The sequence below is a fragment of the Azospirillum sp. TSH20 genome (assembly GCF_003115935.1).
Lineage (GTDB): Bacteria > Pseudomonadota > Alphaproteobacteria > Azospirillales > Azospirillaceae > Azospirillum.
The window spans coordinates 64358-76791 of the sequence record NZ_LGQU01000076.1; the positions used below are offsets into that span (position 1 = coordinate 64358).

Here is a 12434-nt window from a genome sequence, read left to right on the forward strand (position 1 = left end):
TCAGGCTGCGATCTGGTTGATGCTGCGGCAGCGGGCCTCGAAGGCGTCGGAGATGAATTCTGGGCGCTTGTAATAGCCCTTGATCCAGCTCGCCAGCAGGCAGAGTTCCTCCAGCTTCACTAACTCGTCCAGTGTCCCTTCGGGAAAGCGGATGGCGAAGCTTTCGGAGATGTATTCCAAAACCTGTTCGACCTGATCGATCGACAGCTGGATGTCGGTCTCCAGGGTCGCATTGCGGGTCAGCAGAGCCTCGTCGACCCCATATTCGTCGCGGATCAGCTTCACGATCCAGCGGAACATGTGCATCCAGTTGGATACACCCTCGATCGACTTGCTCATCGCGACGCTCGGCTTTGGGTTGCGCGAAAGGGGTAGGCAACAGCGACTGTACGCACCGATCGTTAAAGAATAAAGCAGTCAGCATCGGGGTCTCCCGCCGGGCGCGGCAAAAAACCGCGCGGGATTTGCCACCCCCGCGGGCAAGAGACCGGCGGTTCCGTGAAGTCCGACGTCACTCCGGGCCGATTCTCCCAAATCGACCGCAATACGCGTCCAAGTGATAGCCTGCCGCGATCAGGGGCGGGGCAGTCCGCGCACCGCCACGCTCACCTGCGCCGCAGCAAATCCTTGCTGGCCAGCAGCGAGCCGCCGGCGATCAGGGCGCAGGACACCCAGATGATGCCGGAGTTGGGGGCGAGGCCGAACAGGACCAGCAGCAGGGTCGACAGCAGGGGCGCCAGATAGGACAGCGCTCCCAGCGCCCGGATGTCGCCGTGGCGCACTCCGTAATCCCAGACGAAGAAGGCCGCCCCCACCGGTCCCAGTCCCAGCAGCAGCATCGCCCCCCAGCCGGCGGCGGTCTCCGGCCAGACCGTGCGTTCCAGCGCGAGATGGCAGAGCAGCGACAGGAGTGCGGTGACGAGGCAGAAGGCGCTGACCGCGTCGGTCGGCGCCTCGCCGATCTGGCCCAACCGGCGGCGCAGCACCGAATAGCCGGCCCAGGTGACGGCACTGCCCAGCGCGGCGGCATAGCCCGGCAGATGCGCCGGGTCGATCGAAAATCCGCCGCTGCCGCCACGCGCGATCAGCAGAACCGTGCCCGCCAATCCGGCGAGCGCGCCGCCGACATGCCAGGAGCGCAGCCGTTCCCCCGGCAGCAGGGCGGAGAACAGCACGATCAGCAGCGGCCACAGGTAGTTGATCAGGTTGGCCTCCACCGGCGGCGCCGCCTGCAGGGCCATGAAATAGAGGAAGTGGAAGCCGAACAGCCCGCCGACCCCCAGCGCCCAGGCCGCAACCGGCTGGCGGAAATAGCGCAGGGGGTTGTCGCCGCGCGACGCGGTCCAGCCGCTGCCGACCAGGAAGGCCAGGAAAAAGGAGGTCGCGACCAGCTGGAACGGCGGCACCATCGAGGCCAGCGTCGCCAGCGGGGCCAGCGTCGCCCACAAGAGAATGGCGATGAAGCCCACCAGCGTGGCGCGGTTGACGGATCGGCGATCGGCCATGGCAGTGGAGGGAGCGGCGGAGACGGTCATGATGCGTGTCGGTCTGTTGGCGCGGGACAGGCGCGACCATAACCGGGTGGCGGCGGCCTGTCTTGACCGGACCTCCGCCGCGCGTTGACCGGAACTCCGGTCAACGCGGTGCCCTCAGGCCGTCAGCGGAAGCGCCTCGTTGCGGGCGAAGGCGGTCATCACCATCGCTTCCGCCGCCTCGGCCGCCAGCGGGCGCGAGATCAGAAAGCCTTGCAGGCAGTCGCAGCCGGCCTCCGCCAGCCAATGGCGCTGCTCGGCGGTCTCCACCCCCTCCGCCACGGTGGACAGCAACAGCCGCTGGGCCAGCGCGATGACGGTGGAGGCGATGTCGGGGGCGTGCGGAAGGTCGTTGACGAAGCTGCGGTCGATCTTCAGCACATCCACCGGCAGCTGGCGCAGATAGGCCAGCGAGGAATAGCCGGTGCCGAAATCGTCGATGGCGATGCGCACCCCCAACGCCCGTAATCGGTTCAGCGTCGGCAGATGGTGGCGCACGTCCTTCATGATGACGGTCTCGGTGATCTCCAGCTCCAGCAGGTGGGGCGGGGTGGCGTGGCGCTGCAGCACCTGCTCGACCAGCCGGGCGAAGCCGGGATCGGCGAGCTGGCGTGCGGAGACGTTGACCGCCACCGGCACCGGGCCATGGTCGAGCGCCCAGCGGGTCGCGGTGCGGCAGGCCTCCTCCAGCACCCAGCGGCCGATCTCGATGATGAGGCCGGTGTCCTCGGCCACCGGGATGAAGTCGGCGGGGGAGATCGCCGCCCCCTCGTGCCGCCAGCGGATCAGCGCCTCGAACCCGGTCAGCCGGCCGCTCGCCGCCTCGATCTTCGGCTGATAGACCAGTTCGAAGGCCCGCGCCGCCACCGCCTCGCGCAGGCCGGATTCCAGCCGCAGCCGGGTCTCGGCGCGGTCGGTCATGTCGCGGGTGTAGAAGACGAAGCGGTCGCCGCCTGCCGTCTTGGCCGCCTGCATCGCCGAATCGGCCATCCGCATCAGGCCGGTGCTGTCGGGCGATTCGCCGTTGCCCGGCAGGGGATGGACGGCGATGCCGATGCTGGCGGTGAGGTGAACGCGATGCTCCCCCACCTCGCGCAGGGAGGACAGGCCGTCGAGCAGCCGTTGCGCCACCATCGCCGCCTCGTCGCGGTCGGCGACGCGCTCCAGCACCACCAGGAACTCGTCGCCGCCCAGCCGGCCGACGGTGTCGCAGCGGCGCACGCTGGCGCCCAGCCGCTCCGCCACCCGGCAGAGCAGCAGGTCGCCGACGCCGTGCCCAAGGCTGTCGTTGACCCGCTTGAAGCGGTCGAGGTCGACATACAGCACCGCCAGCCGGCCGGCATCCGGTTCCCGCGCGCGGTTCGCCAGTTCGATGGCGTGGTCCAGCCGGTCGAGCAGCAGCGCCCGGTTCGCCAGCCCGGTCAGCGGACAGCGCGTCGCCAGCCGCCGCAACTCGTCATGCTCGCGCTCCAGCAGGGTCAGGGTGTGGTTGAAGCGGGCGATGACGAAGCCAAGCTCGTCGTCGGCATGGCCGCGCGGCACAGCCAGCGGCTGGCCATAGGGCTTTTCCGGGTCGATCCGCGCCACCGCGCGGCCGATCTGCAGCAGCGGCCGGGTCAGCAGCCGGTGGAACACCGCCGCCATCGCCAGCCCGATCAGCAGGTTGCGCAGGGTTCCCGCCACCAGCGCCGCCGAGACATAGGCGAGAAAGCCGGACGCCGCCCGCCCGGTGTCGATGCCGACGATCAGCGTGCCGATGCGGGGACTGTCCGCAAACTTCGGCGCGCTCGCCGGGGTGGTCAGGTCATGGGTCACCACCGGCCGGTCGATGAACAGCAGCGCCGTCGCCGCGCGCTCCAGCAGGCTTGCCGGTCCGGCTGGGCGTTCGCGGCGGGCGAGCAGGGTGCCGTCGCCCAGCCGGATCTCGGCCCAGGCGGCGTTGGCGCGGACCATGCCCTGCAGCACCTGTCCGGCCAGTTCCCCGTCGATCAGCCAGGCGGCGCTGGCGGCCGGCCCCTCGACCAGGGCGACGGCGTCCGCCACCTGGGCCAGGGCCATGGTCCGCTCACGGGTTGCGGTCCAGGCGAATTCGGCCGCGGTGATGGTCAGACCGATGACGAAGGCGGCGAGAACCGCGTGAATCGCCTGCTTCAGCGTCAGGCTGCGCAGGACTGGGATCGCCATCGCACCGTTCCTCGGCCGCATGTTTCGCACCGCCGCATCTACAAGGGCTAAGCCTTTCGGCAGAGGCGACGAACCGAAGCATTAGTGGTGCGGGCGATGACCGCGGCGCGGCGGTTCCATGAAATTTTTGTAACCGGGGACGCGCTCTATTGCTGAGAATGCATATTGCTGCATGGGCCCATTCCTGCGGCGCATGGCTACCATTCAGCATTGGTAATACCAGTTCGTGTGCGCCGCAGCATATCTTGGCCTTGCCCATTCTCGGGGCGTTTCCTCCCTAAACTATAGGGCCGCGCGATTGCGCGGCCCTTTTTCTTTGAGCGCGAGGACAGGGGTGAATCAGAGTCTGCAGACTTTGAGCCCTATCATAGATCATTCTCGGCCGTCATTCCCGCGAAGGCAGAAATCCAGCTTTTTCAGTGGCTTAGGTGCAGAGCTTCCTGGTTCCCCGCCTTCGCGCGGATGACGACCGATAACCGCGCGAAGAATCCTGCAGACTCTCAGACCCGGCGGGCGAGCGCCAGCAGGCCGCCGGCGCCGATCATCAGGCCGCCGGTCAGACGGTTCAGCGACTTGGCCGCCGACACGGTGGTCAGCTTCGCCGCCAGCCGGTCGCCGCCGGTGGCATAGGCCATGATCCAGCCGAACTCGATCACCACCATGGTGGCGACCAGCGCCATCAGCTGCGGCGCCAGCGGCGCGGCGGCGTCGATGAACTGCGGGAACAGGGCGCCCATGAACACCAGCGCCTTCGGATTGCTGAAGGCGACCAGCGCGCCGCGCAGGAACAGGCGGACGGGCGTGCCTTCCCCCGAAGCGGCTGCGGCGGCGTCACGCTCGCCGGGCTGCTCGACCGGCGCCATCCACGCGGCGATGCCGAGCCAGGTCAAATAGGCGACGCCGGCCCAGCGCACGATCTCGAAGGCCAGGACGGAGGTGGAGAGCAGGGCGCCCAGCCCGAAGGCCGACAGCGCCGCCATCACCGCCAGCGCGGCGCACATGCCGGCGCCGCCCCATGCGGCACGGCGGGCGCCGAAGCGCAGGCCGAGGCTCATCGCCAGCAGCATGTTCGGCCCCGGCGTCGCCGAGATCACGAAGGCGGTGGCGAAGAAGAAGGCGAGGGTCTGCCACATCATGATTTGGGAGCCTCAAGAACGGGGATACCGGGGGTGGGCAACAATCGGCCACACCACAGCAGCACGCGTCCGGCTCCGCCGCAAGCGGCTCCGGCGAAACACAGCCATGCTCGGCGGCGAGGCGGGCCGGGCCGAACGTTCCGGCTGCCGGTCCTGCTCAGGGCGCCGCCGCCCGCACCTGCCAAGCCCGGAAGGCGAGGTTCGCCGAATCCTGGTCCGGCCGCTTGTAGGAGGCGAAGCGGCGGTCGCGGATGCGGCGCTGCGCCTCGCGCCACACCCCGTTCCAGTCGATGACGCCGTCCGCCAGCAGCCGGTTTTCGATGATGCCCAGCAGGGCTTCGTTGACAGTCGACACGCCGATGTTCTGCGTCGCCAGCACCAGCGCGTCGGGCGCGCGTTCCAGCGTGGCGCGCAACCGTGTGTGCCCGCCGCAGGACCCCCAGAAGACCAGCGCCGTGGCCGGCGCGATCTCCGTCATGGTGGAGTCCTCGTGATAGCTGTGGCCGCGATGGATGACGATGGACGGGGTCAGTCCTTCGCGCGCCATCCAGTCCCAGGCGGCGGCACGGCCGGCGTCGCTGGCGCCGGGCTCGTCGGCGACGATGACGATCCGGCGCCCGTGGCGGTCCGGGCTGACGGCGACGGTGAAGCCGGACTGGCTGTGGAGCGCCCAGCCCTGGGCACGGTGCTGCCGCAGGAAGCCGCGGAAGGAGGCCCGCCCGTCGGGGTCGTCGTAGAAGGTCATCCGCTGGACGTTGATGCCGTTGCGGAACAGGCGCTGCCCGGTCAGGACGGGCAGGGCGGCCGGCGGATGGCGCTGGAGGAACCGTTCGGCCTCGAAAGCCGGGGTGGCCGGGCGCCCCGACAGGCGCGTCGCATGCAGGCTGCCGGCAAGTCCGGCCATGGTCCGGGCCGGCGTTTCGCCGGTCCCGCGGTACCAGACCGCCAGCTCGTCCTCCAGGGCGGCGCGGACGGCGCGGTTGTCCAGGTCCATGGCGTCGGCCAGCGCACCGATCACCATGGCGGCGTCGGCTCCGGGCACCGGCGCGTCCCGGGCCGGCAGCAGAGCCCGCAGGCTCTCGCGCATCAGGTCTCGCGCGGTGGCGGGATTGGCGCCGAACAGGCTGGCCGCCCGGCCGCCGCCGACCGTCGCCACGAAGAAGTCGGCCCACAGCGGCCGTGTCCGTTCGCCGCGCGCGAGGTCGAGAAGGCTCCGCCGCTCCTGCTTGAGCTGGATTTGCAGGATGTTGACCAGCCCGTCGAGCGAGGAGGTGTAGAGCTGCGGCCCGATCCGCGCGATCAGCCCGAACAGATCCTCCGCCGACAGCGCCATGGCGATGTGGAAGCGGTCGGCCGGCGGATCGTCCACCATGTCGTCGAGCAGCGCGCCGATCTTCGGCGCCATCGCGGCCGGATCGCGCGCGAGCGAGGCGGCCAGCGCCTTCGCCGCCTGGATCTCCAGCGCCCGCAGCTCGGGCTTGCCCAGGCGTTTGCGCAGTTCGTGCCGCGTTTCGTAGAAGGGCAGCCCGGTGTCGAGCGCCCGCGACAGCAGCCCGGGGTCCAGCGCGAGGGCGACGATCTCCGCGCCGCCGGGACGGCCGATTAATTGGTCCGCGGCTCCGACCGCGTCGAAGGGCGCCAGCGTCGCCGCCCCGCGCAGCGCGGCCAGCGCCGCCTCGCCGGGGAACAGGCTGGAACAGCGGAAGGCGTCCGCCGGCGACCGGCGGGCCAGTTCGGCGAATGCCTCGTCCCCGCCGGACAGGGCATCGAGGACGGCCTGGCCCGCCGGTTCGTGATCGGCGCAGGTGCCGGGAACGTCGGCGGGGCGCCCAGCCGGAGTCTGTCCAACCGGTTTCTGCCCAGCCGGAGTCTGCCCGGCCGGGGCTTGCGGCTTGGGCGGAGCGGGTACGGTCAGCCCGGCGGACTGCAGCGGAGGGGGCAGGGTCTGGGCCGCCGCCATGACGGTCCAGCCGGCCGCCAGCGCCGCGCCGGCCAACCATGACAGCCGGCCAGCCCATCGGGACGGAACCGGTGCGGCGGTATGGCAGGGGAGCGAGCGGGCGGAAGGCACGTCTATGGCTGCTCGGAACATGGATGGGGACGGGGAGGGACGGGAAGGCGTCGCCTTGCGGACTACCCCTTAAGGCGTAAGCTATGCAGGCAATCGGCGGTTTGTCACCTCCCTATCGGGGCGAAGCTCCGAACCGCCGCGGGTTGCCGCCGGCCCGCAAGTCCGGTGGGCGGCGTGGAGTACCCCGCCCTGCCCAATCGCGACTGCCGGAATAGCCCGGCGGGGCATGGACAGGAAACGTTCGCACACCAATCCTCAATCCTTCGTCCGGCGCGACTCTTTGTCCGGCGCGACAGGCCGGACACCGGTGGCGAGAAGGAGGGTGCGTATGCGTGCATACCGTCTCTTGGCCCATAGCCGTGCCTGCCTCCTCGCCTCCCTGCTTGTCGTCGCTCCTTTATGCTTGTGCTTATCCGCGGTTCCCGCCGCGGCGCAGACGCCGGTGGACCTGGAACTGGTCCTGGCGGTGGACGTGTCCGGCAGCGTCGACCCGGACGAGGCGAAGCTGCAGCGCAACGGCTATGTCCAGGCCCTGCTGAACCCGAAGGTGCAGGCGGCGATCCGCGGCGGCCCCTTCGGCCGGATCGGCGCCACCTATGTGGAATGGTCGGGCGAAAGCTATCAGCACATCGTCGTCGCCTGGACCGAGCTGAGCGATCCGGCCAGCGTCGAGCGCTTCGCGGCGATGGTGGCGGAGGCGCCGATGACGACGGAGCAATGGACCTCGATCAGCGCCGCCATCGACTTCGTCGTTCCGCTGTTCGACAACAACGGGTTCGAGGGCATGCGGCGGGTCATCGACATTTCCGGGGACGGCGAGAACAACCGCGGCCGCCCGGTGGAGGAGGCGCGCGACGCCGCGGTCGCCCGCGGCATCACCATCAATGGGCTGCCGATCCTGAACGACCGGCCCAACCCCTGGGGCGGCGCGGCGCCGAACGACCTGGAGGGCTATTACCGCGACCATGTCATCGGCGGCCCCGGCGCCTTCCTGGTGCCGGCCCGCGACTTCGACGCCTTCGCCGACGCCATTCTCAGCAAACTGCTGCTGGAGGTGTCGGGCGTCCAGCCGGACGGGCTGGACTTCGCGGCTCGCTGAGCGGGGGTGGGAGTCAGTTCACCGCCCGGTCGATGGCGCGGCCGGCCTTTTCCGCCGGACCCGGTGGGTCGATGGCGTCCTTGACGCTCTGGCCGGCGTTGTCGATGGACTCGCCGGCCCGCTCGGCCGGACCGTCCTTGTGGCAGGCGGCCACGGCGACCAGCGGCAGGACCAGGACGGCGGTGCGCAACAGCGTCAGCATGACGGTCTCCTTACTTGTGGCGCGCGGCGTCCGGTGACGGGCGGCGCGCTGCGGTGCGATAGGGAACGGCACGGCCGGGCTCTGGGTTCGGCCGCCTAGCCGATTGCGCGGCTTACGGTCACGCTTGGGCTGGGGCGCCTCCATTTCAGTTACTCCTCCCGCCCATATCCCCCTCTCCCCCCCGGGGAGAGGGTCGGGGTGAGGGGGATGCATTGCGTCGATTAACTGGGAGCGGAGAGTGCGCGATTCTTGAAGATCCTCGCCACGCGACCCCCTCACCCTAACCCTCTCCCCGGGGGGGAGAGGGGATCCTGGGCAGGGTAAGCGGCTGACCCGCATTTTGTGTTCTACGGTCAACTGCCCGCCGCGTCCGCCGTGCCACTCTGCCTTCCGTGATGAGACGGGCGGGAGGCCGGCATGGCTGGGTACCATTGCGATCTGGGGCGGCAGCGCCACCGTTTCGACGATCTGAAGGCGGTGATGGCCTGCGCCTCGCCGCGGCGGTCGGGGGACGAGCTGGCGGGCATCGCCGCCGACAGCGACGAACGGCGGGTGGCGGCGCGCATGGTGCTGGCCGACCTGCCGCTGAAAACCTTCCTGACCGAGGCGCTGGTCCCGTATGAGACCGACGAGGTGACGCGCCTCATCATCGACCGCCATGACGCCGAGGCCTTCCGGCCGGTGGCGCACATGACGGTCGGGCAGTTCCGCGACTGGCTGCTGTCCTATGACGCCGACACCACGGCGCTGACGGCGCTCGCCCCCGGCCTGACGCCGGAGATGGTGGCGGCGGTGTCCAAGCTGATGCGGAACCATGATCTGGTCTGCGTCGCCGCCAAATGCTCGGTCGTCACCCGTTTCCGCACCACGGTCGGGCTGCCGGGGCGGCTGTCGAGCCGGCTGCAGCCCAACCACCCGACCGACGACCCGACCGGCATCGCCGCCTCCACGCTGGACGGGCTGCTCTACGGCATCGGCGACGCGGTGATCGGCATCAACCCGGCGACCGACAATGTGCCGGCCTGCATCGCGCTCTTGGAGATGCTGGACGCCGTGCGCACCCGCTTCGATATTCCGGTGCAGTCCTGCGTGCTGGCCCATGTCACCACGACGATGCAGGCGATGGAGCGCGGGGCGCCGGTCGATCTGGTGTTCCAGTCGATCGCCGGCACCGAGAAGGCCAACCGCGGCTTCGGCGTCAGCCTGTCCTTGCTGGCCGAGGCGCAGGAGGCGGCCAAGGCGCTGAAGCGCGGCACCATCGGCGACAACGTGATGTATTTCGAGACGGGGCAGGGATCGGCGCTGTCGGCCGACGCCCATTTCGGCGTCGACCAGCAGACGGTGGAAACCCGCGCCTATGCCGTCGCCCGCGCCTTCGACCCGCTGCTGGTCAACACGGTGGTCGGCTTCATCGGCCCCGAATATCTCTACGACGCCAAGCAGATCACGCGGGCCGGGCTGGAAGACCATTTCTGCGCCAAGCTGCTGGGCGTGCCGATGGGCTGCGACGTCTGCTACACCAACCATGCCGAGGCCGACCAGGACGACATGGACGTCCTGATGACGATGCTGGCGACCGCGGGCGTCAATTTCCTGATCGCGGTGCCCGGCGCCGACGACGTCATGCTGAATTACCAGAGCCTGTCGTACCACGACGTGCTCGGGCTGCGGCATCTGCTGAAACGCCCGCCGGCGCCGGAGTTCGAAGCGTGGCTGGACAAGGCCGGCTGGCTCGACGAGCAGCGCCGCCTGCCGCCCTGGCCCGACCAGAGCCTGGTCGTCTCCGCCCTGCTGGGGAGTGCGGCCTGATGAGCGACAATCCCAAGGATCCATGGGCGCGCTTCCGCAGCGCCACCCGCGCCCGCATCGCGCTCGGCCGCAGCGGCGACGCCCTGCCGACCAAGGCTCTGCTGGAGTTCCAGCTCGCCCATGCCCGCGCCCGCGACGCGGTCCATAGTGCCGTCGATTTCGACTGGCTGGCCGCCGACCTGTCGCCGCTGGAGACCATCCGCGTCCACAGCGCGGCCTCCGACCGGCCGACCTATCTGCGCCGGCCCGATCTCGGCCGCCGGCTCGATCCGGCCAGTGCCGCCGCGCTGCCGGCGGGGGAGTGGGACCTGCTGTTCGTGATCGCCGACGGGCTGTCGGCCGCTGCGGTGCAGGTCAATGCCGCGCCGCTGGTCCATGCCTGCGTCGCGCGGCTGGGGTCTCTGCGCATCGGGCCGGTGGTGCTGGCCGAACAGGCGCGGGTGGCGCTGGGCGACGAGGTGGCGGCGGCCATGGGCGCCCGGCTGGTGGCGCTGCTGGTGGGCGAGCGGCCCGGCCTGTCGGCCGCGGAGTCGCTGGGGGTCTATCTGACCTGGGACCCGAAGCCGGGCCGCGCCGATTCCGAACGCAACTGCATTTCCAACATCCATGCCGACGGCCTGTCGATCCAGACGGCCGCCGACAAGCTGTGCTGGCTCGCAACCGAGGCGGCGCGGCTGAAGCTGACGGGGGTCGCCCTGAAGGAGGACGCCCCGTCCCTTGCCGGTCCGGACAACGAGAAAAAACAACTCACCGACCGGTCCTGAGAGAGCGCCGCCATCGGCACCAATGCCGTGACTTTCAAAGCCTTTGAACAGGGGCAGGAGGCAACATGTCTGGGAACACGAAGCCTGAATTGAGCAAGAGCCTGAGCGGGCTCCATCTGTGGGGGATCGCCGTGGGGCTGGTCATCTCCGGCGAGTATTTCGGCTGGAGCTACGGCTGGGCGGCGGCGGGAACGCTTGGCTTCCTCGTCACCACGATCCTGATCGCGGCGATGTACACCACATTCATCTTCAGCTTCACCGAGCTGACCACCGCCATTCCCCATGCCGGCGGTCCCTTCGCCTACAGCTACCGCGCCTTCGGGCCGACCGGCGGCTTCGTCGCCGGCTTCGCCACACTGATCGAGTTCGTCTTCGCGCCGCCGGCCATCGCGCTCGCCATCGGTGCCTATCTGAACGTGCAGTTTCCGGGGCTGGACCCGAAGACGGCGGCGGTCGGCGCCTACATCGTCTTCATGGGGCTGAACATCGCCGGCGTGTCCATCGCCGCCACCTTCGAGCTGTTCGTCACCATCCTGGCGATCATCGAGCTGGTGGTGTTCATGGGCGTCGTCTATCCCGGTTTCTCCTGGGCCAACTTCACCGCCAACGGCTGGGCCGGGTCGCCGAGCTTCAGCATGGACGCCTTCGGCGGCATCTTCGCCGCGATCCCCTTCGCCATCTGGTTCTTCCTGGCGATCGAGGGCGCGGCGATGGCGGCGGAGGAGACCAGGGATCCCAAGCGCACCGTGCCGCGCGCCTATATCTGCGGTATCCTGACGCTGGTGGTGCTGGCCTTCGGCACCATGATCTTCGCCGGCGGCGTCGGCGACTGGAACGCGCTGTCGAACATCAACGACCCGCTGCCGCAGGCGATGAAGGCGGTGGTCGGTGAATCGAGCGGCTGGCTGCACATGCTGGTGTGGATCGGCCTGTTCGGGCTGATCGCCTCCTTCCACGGCATCATCATGGGCTATTCGCGCCAGATCTTCGCGCTGTCCCGCGCCGGCTTCCTGCCGCCGGTGCTGGCCCGCCTGCACCCGACCCGCAAGACCCCGCATTGGGCCATCCTGGCCGGCGGCGTGATCGGCATCGCCGCCATCTATTCCGACGAGCTGATCAAGATCGGCGGCCAGCCGCTGACCGCCAACATCGTGACCATGTCGGTGTTCGGCGCCATCGTCATGTACATCATGAGCATGGCGGCGCTGTTCCGCCTGCGCACCACCGAACCGGCGCTGGAGCGGCCGTACCGCGCGCCCTTCTACCCGGTGTTCCCCGCGATCTCGCTGGTGCTGGCGGTGCTGGCCCTGGTGACGATGATCTATTACAACGCGCTGGTCTTCGGGCTGTTCGTGGCGCTGTTCGCGCTGGGCTACCTGTTCCACGTCGCCACCGCCGGCATGCGGGTGAAGGCCGGCGGCGCGTCGGGGCTGGGGCATATGGATGCCTTCACCGAGGCGCGGTCGATGGTGGATTGAGCTTTCGGCACCGGAAGTTAGACCCCCACCCTGACCCTCCCCCGCTGGGCGGGGGAGGGGATTGGTGCTGATGCGGGAGAGTGGCGGCAGTCCCTCCCCCGCCCAGCTCTCGCACAAAGCTTTGCTTTGTGCTGACGCGGCAGGCGGACCGTAGGTCCG

Annotated in this window: 10 protein-coding genes; 4 read left to right on the top strand and 6 right to left on the bottom strand. The window is 69.5% G+C overall.

Going from position 1 to position 12434, the window contains the following annotated elements; all coding sequences use genetic code 11:
- The 5 genes from TSH20_RS20850 to TSH20_RS20870 all read right to left on the bottom strand — a co-directional run bounded on the left by TSH20_RS20850 (position 1) and on the right by TSH20_RS20870 (position 6848).
- Positions 1-339 (bottom strand): acyl carrier protein, encoded by a 339-nt coding sequence (locus tag TSH20_RS20850; protein WP_085091864.1) that lies wholly within the window; start codon positions 337-339, stop codon positions 1-3.
- 266 nt (positions 340-605) lie between these two features.
- Positions 606-1535 (bottom strand): EamA family transporter, encoded by a 930-nt coding sequence (locus tag TSH20_RS20855; RefSeq protein ID WP_109076499.1) that lies wholly within the window; start codon positions 1533-1535, stop codon positions 606-608.
- Between the two features lie 114 nt (positions 1536-1649).
- Complete coding sequence (locus tag TSH20_RS20860; protein WP_109076500.1) at positions 1650-3716, bottom strand: GGDEF domain-containing phosphodiesterase; 2067 nt, start codon at positions 3714-3716, stop codon at positions 1650-1652.
- Positions 3717-4216: 500 nt separating this feature from the next.
- The gene (locus tag TSH20_RS20865; protein ID WP_109076501.1) at positions 4217-4852 is read right to left on the bottom strand and encodes a LysE family transporter; all 636 of its coding nucleotides are present in this window, start codon (positions 4850-4852) and stop codon (positions 4217-4219) included.
- 157 nt (positions 4853-5009) lie between these two features.
- Entirely contained in the window at positions 5010-6848 is a 1839-nt protein-coding gene (locus tag TSH20_RS20870) for a hypothetical protein (protein ID WP_247871557.1), read from the bottom strand.
- A 517-nt stretch (positions 6849-7365) separates the two neighbouring features.
- Between TSH20_RS20870 and TSH20_RS20875 the strand changes: the two genes are divergently transcribed.
- Entirely contained in the window at positions 7366-8022 is a 657-nt protein-coding gene (locus TSH20_RS20875; protein WP_348770447.1) for a DUF1194 domain-containing protein, read from the top strand.
- Positions 8023-8035: 13 nt separating this feature from the next.
- Here the strand turns inward: TSH20_RS20875 and TSH20_RS20880 are convergent, their stop codons facing one another.
- Positions 8036-8224, bottom strand: a complete 189-nt coding sequence (locus TSH20_RS20880) for a hypothetical protein (protein WP_109076510.1) — start codon at positions 8222-8224, stop codon at positions 8036-8038.
- 417 nt (positions 8225-8641) lie between these two features.
- Between TSH20_RS20880 and TSH20_RS20885 the strand changes: the two genes are divergently transcribed.
- From TSH20_RS20885 to eat, 3 genes are all read left to right on the top strand, one after another.
- Complete coding sequence (locus tag TSH20_RS20885; protein ID WP_109076503.1) at positions 8642-10033, top strand: ethanolamine ammonia-lyase subunit EutB; 1392 nt, start codon at positions 8642-8644, stop codon at positions 10031-10033.
- Positions 10033-10797, top strand: coding sequence for an ethanolamine ammonia-lyase subunit EutC (eutC, locus tag TSH20_RS20890; RefSeq protein WP_109076504.1), 765 nt, complete (start codon positions 10033-10035; stop codon positions 10795-10797). The genes TSH20_RS20885 and eutC overlap by 1 nt, the downstream gene beginning before the upstream one ends.
- A gap of 65 nt (positions 10798-10862) precedes the next feature.
- The gene (gene eat / locus TSH20_RS20895) at positions 10863-12275 is read left to right on the top strand and encodes an ethanolamine permease (protein ID WP_109076505.1); all 1413 of its coding nucleotides are present in this window, start codon (positions 10863-10865) and stop codon (positions 12273-12275) included.
- The last annotated feature ends 159 nt before the right edge of the window (positions 12276-12434 follow it).